This window comes from Microbacterium sp. LWH7-1.2, assembly GCF_038397755.1.
Taxonomy (GTDB): Bacteria; Actinomycetota; Actinomycetes; order Actinomycetales; family Microbacteriaceae; genus Microbacterium.
Window position 1 is genome coordinate 4010768 of record NZ_CP151637.1, and the last position, 14201, is coordinate 4024968.

The window sequence follows — 14201 nt, forward strand, 5'->3', positions numbered from 1 at the left end:
GTCACACGCCGTGAAGGTCGGTTGCGCGCGGTCACACGCCGTCACGCGGCGTCACACAGAGGTGCCGGAGAGGTGGGCGTCGAGCTACGGCGCGACGGGCACGGCGAGGTCGAGGCGGGCCGCGATGGCACCGGCGACCGCGTCGGTCTGCCGCAGCGACAAGGAGTTCGCCGCGGGCCGGGTGAACGCGCCGGCCTCGGTCTGGGACGTGAACGGCCCGATGGCGAAGATCGTGTCGTGCCCGGAGCCGTCGGGTCGCAGCACGCGCCCGTCCTCGGCGACCCGCACGCGGCCGAGCGAGCCGTCGTAGTCCTCATCGGCGACCCGCAGCTCGGTGCCGTGCACGGTCGCGAGCTCACGCAGTGCAACATTCGTGCTGAGTGCGGCATCGGTGGCCGGAAGCCACGCGTCGACGAGCGCTCCGGCGATCGTCTCGCCGGGAACGCGGGCGCTGGCTGCCGCGAACCCCCGTGGCCCGACGGTGACCGTGAGGTCGGGGCCGAGGAAGCGCACCACCCCCGCATCGGCGAGGGCGAGCAGTTCCTCGAGCCGATGCGGCGGCGGTCCGCTCGCCAGGTAGCTGAAGAAGGTGTGCCAGCGGACCGGCAGCGTGTGTGCGCGCGAGCGCGCGTTCCAGCGCTCCTTCGGGATCTCCGACAGCGCCATGAACGACAGGAGCGCCGCCATGAAGACACCCTGGGCGGGGCTGCGCTCCTGGTTCGTGCGCAGCTGCAGGTCGTCCGCGATGTGGGCGCGCACCTGGCGGTGCGCCTCGTCGGTGTCCGCGAATTCCGCGCCGGCGAATGGGCGATCGAATGCGGCCACGTCGAACCGGTCCAGGGGATCGGGCACGACCGCGGCGATGGCGTCACGAAGCGCCGGGTCGTCCCACGCGTGCGTCCGCAGCACCCGCCGGAAGTCGTCCCAGGTGGTGGCCACCCGTTCCGGATGGCCGGTGAACAGCTCGCGGTAGTGGCCGTGCAGCAGTTCGCCGGCGATGAGCGGCCAGGCATCGCGGTCGAAGTCGAGGGGCCGTCCCGCGCGCTGCAGGTCGGTGATCGCCTCGGGCGTGAGCACCTCGCGCAGCGGCGCGTCGCCCTGCAGCGTCGAGGTCACCTTGGAGCGGTATGGCACGCCGCGGCGCGAGCCGAGGTGCAGCCGGGGCTCGCGTCCCGACGCCAGGTAGCGGAGGGCGCTGTCGCCGTCCCGGTCGAACTGGCCGCCGCGTCCCTGGGTGAGGAGCACCACGAGATCGACGGCCGCGAGGCCCATTCCGCGCACGATGACGTCCTCCTGCTCCGGCAGCACGGACAGGTCCGCATCCGCGGTGAACGCCGGGCCCACGTATACGAGCCCCTCGCGCAGCGCGGCCGCCGCAAGCGCTGCAGACGCCTGATCGGGCTCCCGCTCGGTGTGGCCCAGGCAGTAAGCCACAGCATCCGTCACGATTTCGCGACCGCTCGCGAGCGAAACGCGGTGCCGCCCCGACGGCGCCGGCCGCACCGACGTCACCGTGTCCGTGTGCAGACGGATCGTCACACCCTCTGGCGCGCTCGCCGCAGTGCGGCGGAAGAACCAGTCGAGGTAATGACTGTGGAGGCGCCGCGTCGGGAAGCCTTCGGGCGCGAGCGTGCGTGCCTCGGCGGCCGACAGTTCGTCGAGCTCGACCTCTGGCAGCTCGCCCGCGCGCCAGAGCTCGAGCCACTCGCTCAGCGAGGGACCAGGGCGCACCGGTCCGTCGATGGTGCAGCTGTCGTCGGTGAACACCGTGACGTCGCTCGCCATCGAGTTGAGTTTCAGCAGTGGCGACTGCGCGTGGCGCCAGATGCGGCCGGCACCGGGAGGGTGCGGGTCGACGAGGTCGATGTCGAGCTGGGTGTGGCCGTCTGCGCGCGCCAGCACGCGTTCCAGGAGCATGGCGGCCCGGGGGCCCGCTCCGACGAACAGCAGGCGCGCGCGATCGCTCATCGCGCAGCGAGTGCCGGTGCGGGGTGCGGTACCGGGAGGCCGAGCAGGTCGCGGAGCGTCGCGCCCTCGTCGTATGAACGGCGATACGAGCCGCGTTCCTGCAGCAGCGGCACGACGCGCTCGGCGAACTCGTCGAGGCCGTGTGGAGTCAGGTGCCCGACGATCGTGAAGCCGTCGGTCGCGCGCTCCTGCACGAAGCGATCGATCTCGGCCGCGATGCGCGCGGGCGTGCCGACGAAGGTGTGCTGCGCGGTGAGGCGGATGACCAGCTCGCGGATGCTGAGCCCCTCGGCCTCGGACAGCTCGCGCAGCTTCGCGATGCGTGCCCGCACCGCCGCGTGCCGGTTCGCCCAGCCCCGCGCCGTCTCGCTGCCGGTGTCGGGCTCGACGTCGGGCAGCGGCCCGTCCGGGTCGTAGCCCGAGAGGTCGCGGCCCCAGACCTGCTCGACGTAGGTGAGCGCGACCTCGGGACGCACCTGCTGCAGCGCGATCCCGCGTGAGCGCTCGCGGGCCTCCTCGTCGGTGTCCCCGATCGCGAAGGTCGCGGCGGGGAGGATCTTGAGCGAGTCCTCCTGGCGGCCGTACTGGGCGAGCCGCCCCTTGACGTCGTCGTAGAACTCCCGGGCGTCCTCGAACTCCTGATGCAGCGAGAAGATGACCTCGGCGTGCTCGGCGCCGAACGCGCGGCCGTCGGCCGAGTCGCCGGCCTGCACGATCACCGGGCGGCCCTGCGGCGAGCGGGGCACGTCGAACAGCGCGTCGACGTCGAACTGCGCGCCGCGGTGGCGCACGCGTGCGGGCACGCAGTCGTCGAGGAACACGCCGGTCGCGGCATCCGCCCGCACGCCGTCTTCAGGCCAGGAGTCCCAGAGCTCCTTGGCGAGCTGTGCGAACTCACGCGCCCGCTCGTAACGATCGGCGTGGTCGAGGTAGCCGCCGCGGCGGAAGTTGGCGCCGTGGAAGGCGTCGGAGCTCGTCACCGCGTTCCAGCCGGCACGGCCGCCCGACAGGTGGTCGAGGGTCGCCAGCTGCCGCGCGAGCTCGTACGGCTCGTTGAACGTCGTGTTGAGCGTGCCGACGACCCCGACGTGCTCGGTGATAGCGGCGACCGCGGCGAGGATCGACAACGTGTTCGGGCGGCCCAGCACGTCGAGCTCGTGGATTCGGCCTTTGTGCTCGCGCAGGCGCAGTCCCTCGGCGAGGAAGACGTAGTCGAACAGCCCGCGCTCGGCGGTCGCGGCGAAGTGCTCGAACGACGCGAAGTCGATCTGGCTGCCCGCGGTCGGGTCGGTCCAGACGGTGGTGCTGTTGACGCCGGGGAAGTGGGCGGCGAGGTGGATCTGACGGATGCTGCGGCTCACAGCGCGACCTTCTCTCGGACGTAGCGGCTCTCGGGGCGGGCGAGGTCGAGGCGCGCACGCAGCGTGCCGGCGCCGTCGTCCTCGCGCAGCGTGCGGGTGGAGCGCAGCAGCGGCACGACCTTCTCGGCGATCGCCACGACGTCGGCGGGCTGGCGGGCGGGCCGCAGGCGCACCCCGTCGACACCGGCGGCGGCCAGTTCACGCACCGCGTCGGCGACGTCGCCGGGTGTGCCCACGACGATGTGCGCGTCGGAGGTGAGCGGCGCGCCGTCCCACTCATCGAGGCGCTCGGCCGCGCTGCGTGCAGCCGGCTCGGTGTCTTCGATCAGCACGAGGAGGTCGGCGTAGACCCGCAGGCGTTCGTCGCCCGTGCGCAGATCGTCGGCCGCGGCATCCAGTTCCGCGCGGATGGCGTCCAGCTCGAAGCCGGGGCGGCCGCCTGCCTCGTGGGGCGTGGTGAAGACGAGGTCGGCATGCGCCGCGGCGAGCCGGTAGGGCACCGTCTGGTGCGCGAGGACCGTGAGCAGTGGCCGTCCCTGCGGCGACCGCGGCACGATCGATGCCCCGGTGACCGCGAAGAACTCGCCTTCGAACTCGATGTTGTGCACCCGGTCGGCGTCGAGGAAGCGGCCCGTCGCGGCATCCCGGATGATGGCGTCGTCCTGCCAGGAGTCCCACAGCCGCGACAGGACGTCGGCGAACTCACCGGCCTCGCGGAACGCCGCGAGGATCTCGGGGGAGTCCTCGACCCGGCCGGAGGCGGGGATCGCGTCGACGCCCGCGGCGCGGCGCCCGAAGTTCGCCCGCTCCGCGGCGGAAGCTCCCGCGACCAGGCGCACGCCGGCGCGGCCGCGGCTGGCGAAGTCGAGAGTCTGGATGCCCGTCGCGACATGGAACGGCTCGGTGTGCGCCGTCGTCACGGTGGGTACGAGACCGATCCGGCGTGTCAGCGGTGCGACGAAGGAAGCGATCAGGACGGCGTCGAGGCGGCCGCGGACACGGTCACGCCGCAGGCCCTCGAGCGGCTCGAAGCGGTCAGTCAGCGACAACGCGTCCTCGATCGTCGCCAGCGCGACTCCGCTGTCATCGGCGGTGCGGAGCAGATCGCGCCAGTAGGCACGCGAGGCCAGCTCGTGGGGACGCGCGGTGGACTCGCGCCAGGCGGCGGGATGCCAGCCGGTGCGCTCGAAGGCGATGGCGATGTGCACCTGTTCGGTCACGGTCGTTCTTTCCTCTAGCTCGGGTTCGGATGATGGATCGCGGACGTCAGCCCACGCGGGAGTGGTCGCCCAGCCGGTGCCAGCCGCGGTTGTGATAGACCAGCGCACCACCTCCGGCGTCGGACTCCTCCCGGGCGATGTGCGCCTGCACCGCATGTGCGGCGATGACCGTCGAGCCGCCGGCATCCATGCGACTGACTACGGCGCACCGCACCCACGCCCGCACCCCGCGGAAGACCGGCTCGCCGGTGGGCAGCGGCGCCCACGACTCGGAGTCGGCGAAGCGGTCGACGCCGCTCGTTGCTCCCAGGCGCGCGAGATCGATATCGTCGGCGTCCAGCAGATGCACGACCACGGAGTCGGCCGCGAGGATCGTCGGCGTCGACGACGAGATCGACGACAGCGAGAACACCAGCAGGGGCGGATCGGCGCTGACCGACGACACGGACGACGCGGTGAACGCGACCGGACCGCCGGGGCCGGTCGCCGTGATGACGGCGACGCCGCTGGGGTGCCCACGGAACAGCGTGCGAAACTCCAGCGGGGAGATCGCGCCGCAGATCGAACGCGTCGCGGGATGCTGATCGGTCGCGGAGGCACTGGGGAGAGCGGTCATGGCACGACGGTAGGCGCGGCTCCCCGGCCAGGATGGGGTCGGCACGAAACACGAGGAAACGCGCCGTCATACGGCGGCGCCTGGCGTCATCGAAGGTGCTGATCGCGTCGCGATCGGCTTGCATGGGGGCATGTCGAGCATCGTCGTTCTTGTGGGGAACCCTCAGCCCTCGTCACGCACGCGCCTGGTGGCCGAGGAGGTCGCCGAGCGGATCGCCGCGCGCTCCGGAACTCGGGTGGCGGACACGATCGACCTGGCCGACGTCGCATCGCTCCTCTTCCGCTTCCCCGACGACACCATCGACGAGCTGCGGCGCCGGGTGACGGCGGCCGATCTCGTGGTCGTCGCAAGCCCGACGTACAAGGCGACCTACACGGGGCTGCTCAAGGCCTTCCTGGACCGCTTCACGGCGGGCGAGCTGAACGGCGTGACCGCGGTTCCGCTGCTCACCATCGGCGTGCCCACGCACGCGCTCGCCGTCGAGCACGGCCTGCGTCCGCTGCTGATCGAACTCGGAGCGTCCACGCCGACGCGAGGCATCGCGTTTCCCGCGTCCGAGACCGACCGCCGCGCAGAGGTCGTCGAGGGGTGGCTACACACGGAATGGCCCGCGCTGGAGCGCGTGCTGGGTGCGGACGCCTCCGTCGCACGTTGACGGCCGGGGGGAGTTCAGGGTGGCGCGGGCGGTGGGGGCTGACCCCATGATGACGGATGCTGCGTCCCACGCCGCGACGAACACTACGCTCGATCTGCCCGCCTGCCTGCCATGGCTGGAGCGGACCTGGGCCGAGTCGTTCCCCGAGCTGTCCCGCCCCGTCACCCCGGTGCGACCCCCCGAGCCCCGGCTTCTCGCACTGGGAGAGGAGGTCGCGCGCGACATCGATCTCGACCCTGCATACCTCGGCTCCGCCGAAGGCGTACGCTTCCTCACCGGCGAGTCGTTCCATGAGGGCCGGCCGCCCGTTGCGCAGCTGTACGCCGGGCACCAGTGGGGCGTCTTCAAGCCGGTCCTAGGTGTGATGTCCAGGCAGGTTGTTGATCCTGCTGATGGGTGGGGCTCCGATTGCGGAGTGTCGCCTGTGGTGATTGTAGAAGTGGATCCAGCCGGGCAGGGCGTCGCGGCGTTCGGTCTCTGACGGGTAGAACTTCGCGTAGGCCCATCCGTCGGCCAGCGTGCGGTGGAAGCGCTCGATCTTGCCGTTGGTCTGCGGGCGGTACGGGCGGGTGCGCTTGTGTCTGATGCCGAGGTCGGCGCAGGCGTCTCGCCAGGCAAGGGACCGGTAGCAGGAGCCGTTGTCGGAAAGGACGCGCTCGACGGTCACGCCGTGATCGGCGAAGAACGCGATCGCGCGGGTGAGGACGCCGACGGCAGTCTCGGCTCGCTCGTCGTCGTGCTCTTCGACATAAGCCACCCGCGAGTTGTCGTCGACGACGGTGTGGAAGAACCCGGTGCCGGTCCTCGGCTTGTGGTCCTTGCCGCGCGGCAGTCCTGGCGTCTCGAGCTTGTTCCGGGCGCCCTGCTGCCGTCCGACGAACCGGTGCCCGCCGCCGTCGGGGATGCGACCGAACTTGGTGACATCGACGTGGATCAGTGCGCCGGGATGGTCGTGCTCATAACGGCGGATCGGCTCCCCGGTGACCCGGTCGATCGCGGAGAGGCGGTTGAGGCCGCAACGCACCAGAACCGCGTGAACGGTCGACGGAGCCAGACCGAGCTCACCGGCGATCTGGACCGGGCCCAGCCGACGCCGCCAGCGGGCCTTCACGATCTTCTTCACAACCGGCGACGGCGTCTTCGCAGGCATCGAGCGGGGGCGGCTCGACCGATCCGACATCCCCGCCGGCCCCTCGGATCGGAATCTGGCCGCCCACTTCCGGGCTGTCACGGTCGAGACCATGAACATCTTCGCTGCCACCTGCAGTGGCCACCCCTCGTCGACGATAAGGCGCGCGAGGCGCAGTCGGGCACGGGGAGTCAGAGCAGCGTTAGCGTGGGACACGAGGGCCTCCTGCGTTCGTGAAGCGGTTGAACTAGACAGCTCCACTTCACAACCGGGAGGCCTTCGCTACTCAGCTACTCCGGGCGTGTCCCGAAACAACGTCCCTGGACATCACACCTAGGCGACGGGCGCGCGGCGCTTCTCGGGGAGCGTCGCGACAGCCGCGGTCGCCTTCGCGATGTGCACCTCAAGGGCATCGGGCCGACGCCGCTCTCGCGCGTTGATGGGTACGCGGTTGTGGGCCCGATGCTGCGCGAATTCTTGATGGGCGAGGCCATGCACGCCCTGGGAGTTCCCACGACCCGCATGCTCGCGGTGGTCGCCACGGGCAGACCCCGAGAACTCGACGGCTCCCTCCTGCCCGGAGCTGTTCTTGCGCGAACGGCATCCGGTCACGTGCGGTTCGGCTCGTTCGAGTACGTGCGCGCCCAGGAAGACCTGGCGCTGCTGCGCCGGCTCGCCGACCACGTGATCACGCGACATTATCCGCAGGCGGCCGAGGCGCGGCATCCGTATCGGGCACTGCTGGAGGGGGTCGTCGGTGCGGTCGCCGCGCTCACGGCGCACTGGATGCGCATCGGCTTCGTGCACGGCGTGCTCAGCACCGACAACGTGCTCGTGGGCGCCGAGACCGTCGACTACGGGCCCTGCGCCTTCCTCGACGCGTATGAGCCGGGCGCGTACTTCAGCTCGATCGACCGGTTCGGGCGCTACGCGTACGACAGGCAGCCGTCGATCATGCAGTGGAATCTGGAGCGACTCGGCGAAGCGCTGTCGCCGCTGCTCGCTGATGAGACGACAGCGGGGGAGGCGCTCGCTGCCGAGATCGTCGCCGGCTTCGATGCGCAGTACCAGCGACGCTGGGCGGAGGCCTTCCGCACGAAGCTGGGCCTGCATACGGGGGTTAGCGCGGCCGACGCGGCCCCGCTCGCCCACGACGCGCTCACTCTGCTCGCCGAGCACAAGGTGGACTTCACGGGATTCTGGCGGGATCTCGCGACGGCGGCCGAGGGCGATGAACGAGCTGTTCGAGATCGATTCCTCGGACCGCTACCAGAGCTCGATGCCTGGCTGGTGCAGTGGCGCGCGCTTGCGCCCGATGCCGCGACGATGCGCGCGGTGAATCCCCACTACATCGCCCGGAACCACATCGTCGAAGGGGCACTGCAGGCGGCGAACGCGGGCGACCTCGCTCCCTTCGAGCAGCTCGTCAAGCTGCTAGGCAACCCCTACACCGAGCGGCCGGGTAGCGAATACCTGCGGTTCGCGCGGCCGGCCCCGTCAGGCACTCCACCGCACCGCACGTTCTGCGGCACCTGAATAGGCCCGTCGTTCCTATCGCTGGTCGGCACCCGGGGGATCCCGTCCGGTGCCGACGATCCACGACCGGAGTACTGCTGGGCCACGAGATAGTCGCGCCGAGGCAAGAGAAGTTCGGAATCGAGGCAAGAGAAGTTCGGAAGCTAGTCGAGAGAAGTATGGAATAGAAGTAGGGAATGCACGCAGGCACCAACGGTGATTGCTAGTGGTGAATGACTAGCAATGGCAGTAGCCTGACGGCATGAGGGGTGGGCTCGAGCGGTGGAAGCGGGGCGGTTATTCTCGCGGTGTTCGACAGGCGATTGCCTACGCGTTCGATGGTGTCTGCGACGCGCACCTGCAGGAGACGTACAGCGTCGACGCGCTCGAGGCGTACAGCGAAGCCGCCCATGACTCGGCCGTCACGCGTTTCATCGCCGAGGGCGGCGAGCTCCGTGCGGACGAGTTGCCGCCGAGCGCATTACGAACGTGGCTGACCGGCCACGACCCCGTGACGGGTGAGGAGCGCGGGAGGCCACAGCTGCGTGCGGAGGCAGATCTGCTGCTGGATGGCACGCTGAATCACCCAAAGTCGTACAGCATCGCCGCGCTGCTGCACTCGGAGTTGGCGGCCGAGTTCGAGGCGTTGCAGGACCGCATCCGCGACCGCACGATCATGCTGTGGCAGCGCGAGTTGAACGCCCGCCGGGGACACGGCGGCCTCATCCGCGAGTCGATCGCCCGCCTCGAGGTGGTGGAACTGCAACACCGCCGCTCCCGCGCGCTGGACCCGCATATCCACCGGCACTTGTGGCTGAACGTGAAGGTCAAGGGTGAGGACGGCAGGTGGTCCAACGTTGATTCACGGGTGGCGATGAAGTTCCATACCGTCGTCAACGCCGAAGGCGAACTCGCTGCGCGGACCGACCCTCAGTGGATCGCGGCGCTTGCCCGCCACGGCTACACGATCCGTCCTGACGGGGAGATCGCGGAGCTCGCATCGGCGGTGGCCCCGCTGTCCCGGCGGTCGGCGCAGATCGAGGCGAACCGTAGCCGGCTGATCGCCGCATGGCAGTCGGCGCACGGTGGGTCGCGCCCGAGCGTGGAGGTGCTGGCGCAGATCGACCGGCGGGCGTGGGCGGTGTCCCGGCCGAACAAGCCCGCACTGGTCTTCTCCGACCCGCAGGACGAGTACACGAAGACCCTGCTGTCGGCGATCCCGCGTCCGGAATCGCGCATCCCCACCGAACTCGCTCGCACCGCGTGAGAACTGGAGTCTGGAATGACCCTCGACACGCTGCCCGCACTCGACCGCCGCACCGCGCTGCTGAGCGCGTTCACCGCTCCGAAGGGCTTCGGCGACCAGACGCTCCGCGAGCGCCGAGCCGATGCGATCGAGCTGCTCGGCGGCATCCCGGATCCCGCCGCGCTGCCCGCGCGCGAGCTCGCCGAGGCGACCGCTCGTGTGCTGTCACAACCCGGACTGCCGGCACTGCAGTACTCGCGGACGGAGGGTATTCCGGCGCTGCGGGAGTGGATCGCGGCCCGCGAGCGCGTGCCGGTCTCGCGCATCGTCCTGACCAACGGCGGCTTCCACGGGCTCGCGCTCGCGATCCAGACGACCGTCGAGCGCGGCGACCTCGTGGCGGTCGACAACCGATCTTCCCGCTGTTCCTGCGGGGCCTCGAGCTGTCGGCTGGGCGCACGCTTCCGGTGCGGGTGGGTGCGCACGGCATCGACATCGAGGAGCTGAGCGGGCTCCTGAAGGGCGGCGCGCGTCCGGCGGCGCTGTACACGGTGCCCGACTTCCACAACCCGACGCAGGGATCGCTGCCGCTCGAGGGCCGCCGCGAGCTGGTGCGGCTCGCGGAGCACTACGGCTTCGTCGTGTTCGCCGACAACCCCTATCGTGAGCTGCGGTTCAGCGGTCGGGCGCCGAAGGAGGAGCCGTTCAACCACTCCGAGCGCGTCATTCACATCAACACGTTCACGAAGACCCTCGGCCCCCGGACTGCGGCTGGGATGGCTCGTGCTGCCGGAGTCGCTGACGCCCGACATCGTCGCGCTGCGGAGCCGCCAGGACTCGCACTCGTCCACGTTCGTGCAGGCCGTCGTGGCCGAGCTGCTGACGCAGGATCCCGGCCTCTTCGATCGGACCCTCGACCGCGCGCGGGCGACGTACGCGTCGCGTGCCCGCACGCTCGCGGAGGCGATCGATCGGGAGGCGCCCGGTGCCTTCGACGTCGAGGTGCCCGGCGGCGGCCTGTTCCTGTGGCCGCGGCTGCGTGATGCGAGCGTCGACGCCGACCGCCTCGCCGCCGACGCGAGCGCCGAGGGCGTCGAATATCAGCGCGGCGCCTTCTTCCCCTCAGGACCCGGGACGGATGCTGCACGCCATCTGCGACTCGCCTTCGGGGACACTTCTCAGGACCAGCTCACTGAGGCCGCGGCGCGGCTGGGACGCGCGCTGCAGCGACAGCGCGCGTGACCCTCGCGCATGAAGCGCCGGTGCTCGAGCGCGTCTGGGCGGAGGCCTTCCCTCAGTGGGGGGTGTACAAGCCGATCCTCGGCGACGGTCGCGCGGCGCTTCTCGGCGAGCGCCGCGACGGGTCGGGGCGCCTGCGCGATCTGCATCTGAAGGGGATCGGCCCCACCTCGATGTCACGCGTCGACGGCTTTGCCGTCGTCGGGCCGATGCTGCGCGGCCCGGCGCGAGACAGGCATCAAGACCGGCTCGGTCACCGGGCCCGCCCCGTCACTGACCCAGACGCGATTCATCACCTTCCCCGGATCAACGGCCACGACGAGAGTCGAAGGCGCCAGCGGCGCTGGAAGCAAACATCACGGACCTCCTTACCGCCCAGCGGCGGTCAAGGCCGCGTCGTCAGCGGAACTCGCAGGCGATCACGACAGGCCATCGCCTCGACGGCCCATCCTCAGCCTGCGCTCGGCGAGGTCAATGTCGTTCATGCTCGCTCCGCTGCGCGTGCTCCACATTGACATCTCCCACGCTCCGGCCGTGGCCGGCCGCCTATCGAGCCGATGCCCACCCCACGACCTATCAGCAACGCTGTGGAGGTGCGGACGTCGTACCGTCCTCAGCCCTGCGAGTCGGCGAATGCGTCCGCGATGAACTTCTCCACGTCCGACTCCCGCGAGCACCGCCTCCCGGCGATCATTGCGGACTTCGGTGCCGACCCGGTGTGCAGCATCCACCTCAGCTGCGCCGGAGTCCGCCGGAGGCGCTCGGCTACCTCGTCGAGGAACAGAATGCGATCCATCTCGTCACCCGCCTTGCTAGTTGAGGTCAACTGGAGAACTTAGTGAACCAGAATCTCTAGTCGCTCACAATAGCCATGCGTAGTAGTATCCGAGCATGGCGACAGACGAACAGATCGGTGCGAACCTCATCCGGATCAGAAACGGGTTGAGTCAGAAAGATCTCGCCGACGCTATGCGCGCGCGAGGTTTCAAGTGGTCCCAAGCCACTGTGTGGTCGGTCGAGAAGGGTGAGCGACCGTTGCGCCTCACCGAAGCGGAAGGACTCGGCGTTGTGCTGCGGATCAATCCGGATCTGCTCCTCGCGACACCCGAAGAGCTCGACCTCCACGCCGACGTGGTCGACTTCGCCAACCTGCTCGACGAGATCGCCGAACTCGCCGGTGTGGCATTCGATGCACAACTGAGGCTCGCCCGCGCGATCGACGACCGACCCGAGTCCGAGTGGCCCAAAGATTCGCTCACCATCGTGACCCGAAATGCGATCGACGCCGCGCTGGACGGGCTCGCCCGCGCCGAGGCGAACCATCGCGGCATCAGCGAAGCGGGTGGGTGGTTGAACAGAACCCATGCCGCCTCCAGCGTCCACACCGACGCCTTCCTCGCGCGCGTCCGCGAGGTGATCGAGGAGGCCAACCGCGACCGCGGCGACCGGGCGGAGGAAGACGAAGGGATCGATCAAGCAGAGAACTGACGGCGTCTGGCGCGCCCGCTACCGCGACGACGCCGGACGGGAGCACGCCCGTCACTTCACTCTCAAGCGCGATGCGCAACGGTGGCTCGACGAAGTCGCGGCCGCCGTCGTCACCGGGCAGTATGTCGACCCCAAAGCGGGACGAATCACCTGGGATGAATGGGCGACCAGGTGGATGGAGCGACAGTCCTGGGCGGTGGGCACCCACGAGGCGGCGGCCGTCGCGGTGCAGAGCGTCCCGTGGCGCGATGGCCCGATCGCCGGCGTGAAGTCGTCGCATGTACAGGCGTGGGTTGCCGCGGAGTCGAAGCGCGGACTGGCGGCATCCACTATCAAGACGCGCCTCAACTATGTGCAGATGTCGTTCCGCGCCGCCGTCGCCGATAAGGTCATCGCCTCGAGCCCGGCCGTGGGCGTCAAGGCCCCGCGCGGTCGGAAGGCGGAAGCCGCCATGCGGATCATGTCCGCAGAGGAAGTCGATGCCGCGCTCGAGGCGGCCGGAGACTTCCGCGGCTTCGTCGAGGTCTGCGTCTTCGCGGGACTCCGACTCGGCGAGGCGGCCGGACTGCAGCTGCGCGACGTGAACTTCCTCGGACGCTCGGTCACCGTCGCCCGGCAGGTGCAGGGCGCGACGAACACGACCGCTCAGATCGTGCCGCCCAAGTACGAGTCCGAGCGCACGGTCTACGTCCCCGACGAGCTCATGGCGTCACTCGCCGCGCACGTCCAGCGTCAGCACGTCATCGATCACGACGAGCAGCTTTTCGTCACCCCGCTCGGTCGGCTCTGGCATCGCAACAACGCCGCGGGGGAGTGGCGCCGTATCCGCGAAGCCGCCGGGCTCTCCGACGAGGTCACGCTGCACACGCTGCGCCACACCTTCGCGTCGAACCTGATCGCGCAGGGCTGCGATGTCGTCACCGTGCAGCGCGCCCTCGGGCACTCGACGCCCTCAATCACGCTGAACGTCTACAGCCACCTCTGGCCGTCCGCGGAGGACAAGACCCGGTCCGCAACCTCGTCGTTCATGACAGAGGTCCGCAATTCTGCGGACTCTGTGCGGACTGAAACCAAAAAACCCCAGGTCAGGGGCTCGCGTCAGCGGTAGTTGACGAACTGGAGGTCGACGTCGAGGTCGGACGCCTTCAGCAGGCGCTGGACCTCCTGCAGGTCATCGCGGGACTTCGACTGGACGCGCAGCTCGTCGCCCTGGATCTGCGATTTGACGCCCTTGGGGCCCTCGTCGCGGATGATCTTCGAGATCTTCTTCGCGTTCTCCGACGAGATGCCGTCCTTGATCGTCGAGACGATCCGGTACTCCTTGCCGCTCGCGAAGGGCTCGCCCGAGTCCAGGCTCTTCAGTGAGATGCCGCGCTTGATGAGCTTAGACTGGAAGACGTCGAGCACGGCCTTCGCGCGCTCCTCGGTGCTCGCCTTGATGAGCACGGACTCGCCGCTCCACTCGACCGAGGCGCCGGTGCCCTTGAAGTCGTAGCGCTGCTCGATCTCTTTGCGCGCCTGGTTGAGGGCGTTCTCCGCCTCCTGGTGGTCGACCTTGCTGACGATGTCGAACGAAGAATCTGCCATGCCGGAAGTCTACCGACGGCTGCCCTCCGGCGACGAGGGAGGATGCCGCGCCCCGGCGTTCCGGCCGGGACGACGCTTGGCGACGGGTGCAAGCGATTCCAAACTGGAGCAAGGTCACGGCCAGATATCGATTGCAGCCCGTCAGGTTGCCGGATTCCATGCGGTGGTGCAGAATGT

Annotated in this window: 13 protein-coding genes and 2 pseudogenes; 8 read left to right on the top strand and 7 right to left on the bottom strand. The window is 69.6% G+C overall.

Annotated features, from left to right (window positions below; all coding sequences use genetic code 11):
- Positions 1–84: 84 nt before the first annotated feature.
- From MRBLWH7_RS18570 to MRBLWH7_RS18585, 4 genes are read right to left on the bottom strand one after another with little or no spacing between them, the layout of a single operon-like run.
- Positions 85–1968, bottom strand: coding sequence for an FAD/NAD(P)-binding protein (locus tag MRBLWH7_RS18570; protein WP_341997204.1), 1884 nt, complete (start codon positions 1966–1968; stop codon positions 85–87).
- Positions 1965–3329 carry an NtaA/DmoA family FMN-dependent monooxygenase gene (locus MRBLWH7_RS18575; protein ID WP_341997206.1) on the bottom strand — a complete coding sequence of 455 codons (1365 nt, stop codon included), beginning with the start codon at positions 3327–3329 and terminating at the stop codon, positions 1965–1967. Before MRBLWH7_RS18575 ends, MRBLWH7_RS18570 begins: the two co-directional genes overlap by 4 nt.
- Positions 3326–4549, bottom strand: a complete 1224-nt coding sequence (locus MRBLWH7_RS18580; protein WP_341997208.1) for an LLM class flavin-dependent oxidoreductase — start codon at positions 4547–4549, stop codon at positions 3326–3328. Before MRBLWH7_RS18580 ends, MRBLWH7_RS18575 begins: the two co-directional genes overlap by 4 nt.
- A 46-nt stretch (positions 4550–4595) precedes the next feature.
- Positions 4596–5165 carry a flavin reductase family protein gene (locus MRBLWH7_RS18585; RefSeq protein ID WP_341997210.1) on the bottom strand — a complete coding sequence of 190 codons (570 nt, stop codon included), beginning with the start codon at positions 5163–5165 and terminating at the stop codon, positions 4596–4598.
- A 130-nt stretch (positions 5166–5295) separates the two neighbouring features.
- Between MRBLWH7_RS18585 and MRBLWH7_RS18590 the strand changes: the two genes are divergently transcribed.
- Positions 5296–5820 (top strand): NAD(P)H-dependent oxidoreductase, encoded by a 525-nt coding sequence (locus tag MRBLWH7_RS18590; protein WP_341997211.1) that lies wholly within the window; start codon positions 5296–5298, stop codon positions 5818–5820.
- 355 nt (positions 5821–6175) lie between these two features.
- On the opposite strand, the gene MRBLWH7_RS18595 is transcribed toward MRBLWH7_RS18590, so the two are convergent.
- Positions 6176–7165, bottom strand: a complete 990-nt coding sequence (locus tag MRBLWH7_RS18595) for an IS481 family transposase (RefSeq protein WP_341994898.1) — start codon at positions 7163–7165, stop codon at positions 6176–6178.
- Between the two features lie 117 nt (positions 7166–7282).
- Between MRBLWH7_RS18595 and MRBLWH7_RS18600 the strand changes: the two are divergent.
- From MRBLWH7_RS18600 to MRBLWH7_RS18620, 5 genes and pseudogenes are all read left to right on the top strand, one after another.
- Positions 7283–8485, top strand: a pseudogene (locus tag MRBLWH7_RS18600) (protein adenylyltransferase SelO family protein); the annotation flags it as partial.
- A gap of 241 nt (positions 8486–8726) precedes the next feature.
- Entirely contained in the window at positions 8727–9731 is a 1005-nt protein-coding gene (locus MRBLWH7_RS18605) for a relaxase domain-containing protein (protein WP_341997213.1), read from the top strand.
- A 15-nt stretch (positions 9732–9746) separates the two neighbouring features.
- Entirely contained in the window at positions 9747–10217 is a 471-nt protein-coding gene (locus MRBLWH7_RS18610; RefSeq protein ID WP_341997215.1) for a hypothetical protein, read from the top strand.
- A gap of 156 nt (positions 10218–10373) precedes the next feature.
- Complete coding sequence (locus MRBLWH7_RS18615) at positions 10374–10952, top strand: aminotransferase class I/II-fold pyridoxal phosphate-dependent enzyme (RefSeq protein WP_341997217.1); 579 nt, start codon at positions 10374–10376, stop codon at positions 10950–10952.
- Positions 10953–10990: 38 nt separating this feature from the next.
- A pseudogene (locus MRBLWH7_RS18620) lies at positions 10991–11167 on the top strand (protein adenylyltransferase SelO family protein); the annotation flags it as partial.
- A 395-nt stretch (positions 11168–11562) separates the two neighbouring features.
- On the opposite strand, the gene MRBLWH7_RS18625 reads toward MRBLWH7_RS18620, so the two are convergent.
- Complete coding sequence (locus tag MRBLWH7_RS18625) at positions 11563–11745, bottom strand: DNA-binding protein (protein WP_341997219.1); 183 nt, start codon at positions 11743–11745, stop codon at positions 11563–11565.
- Positions 11746–11840: 95 nt separating this feature from the next.
- On the opposite strand from MRBLWH7_RS18625, the gene MRBLWH7_RS18630 reads away from it, so the two are divergent.
- Positions 11841–12437, top strand: coding sequence for a hypothetical protein (locus tag MRBLWH7_RS18630; protein ID WP_341997221.1), 597 nt, complete (start codon positions 11841–11843; stop codon positions 12435–12437).
- Positions 12438–12612: 175 nt separating this feature from the next.
- Positions 12613–13545 carry a site-specific integrase gene (locus MRBLWH7_RS18635; RefSeq protein WP_341997223.1) on the top strand — a complete coding sequence of 311 codons (933 nt, stop codon included), beginning with the start codon at positions 12613–12615 and terminating at the stop codon, positions 13543–13545.
- Here the strand turns inward: MRBLWH7_RS18635 and MRBLWH7_RS18640 are convergent.
- Complete coding sequence (locus tag MRBLWH7_RS18640; protein WP_056368939.1) at positions 13536–14024, bottom strand: YajQ family cyclic di-GMP-binding protein; 489 nt, start codon at positions 14022–14024, stop codon at positions 13536–13538. The genes MRBLWH7_RS18635 and MRBLWH7_RS18640 overlap by 10 nt on opposite strands.
- Positions 14025–14201: the final 177 nt, after the last annotated feature.

Excerpts from the sequence above, each read along its gene's own strand:
- MRBLWH7_RS18570 (WP_341997204.1), bottom strand. The coding sequence starts at position 1,968 with ATGAGCGATCGCGCGCGCCTGCTGTTCGTCGGAGCGGGCCCCCGGGCC.
- MRBLWH7_RS18585 (WP_341997210.1), bottom strand. The coding sequence starts at position 5,165 with ATGACCGCTCTCCCCAGTGCCTCCGCGACCGATCAGCATCCCGCGACG.
- MRBLWH7_RS18590 (WP_341997211.1), top strand. The coding sequence starts at position 5,296 with ATGTCGAGCATCGTCGTTCTTGTGGGGAACCCTCAGCCCTCGTCACGC.
- MRBLWH7_RS18605 (WP_341997213.1), top strand. The coding sequence starts at position 8,727 with ATGAGGGGTGGGCTCGAGCGGTGGAAGCGGGGCGGTTATTCTCGCGGT.
- MRBLWH7_RS18610 (WP_341997215.1), top strand. The coding sequence starts at position 9,747 with ATGACCCTCGACACGCTGCCCGCACTCGACCGCCGCACCGCGCTGCTG.
- MRBLWH7_RS18625 (WP_341997219.1), bottom strand. The coding sequence starts at position 11,745 with ATGGATCGCATTCTGTTCCTCGACGAGGTAGCCGAGCGCCTCCGGCGG.
- MRBLWH7_RS18630 (WP_341997221.1), top strand. The coding sequence starts at position 11,841 with ATGGCGACAGACGAACAGATCGGTGCGAACCTCATCCGGATCAGAAAC.
- MRBLWH7_RS18635 (WP_341997223.1), top strand. The coding sequence starts at position 12,613 with ATGGAGCGACAGTCCTGGGCGGTGGGCACCCACGAGGCGGCGGCCGTC.
- MRBLWH7_RS18640 (WP_056368939.1), bottom strand. The coding sequence starts at position 14,024 with ATGGCAGATTCTTCGTTCGACATCGTCAGCAAGGTCGACCACCAGGAG.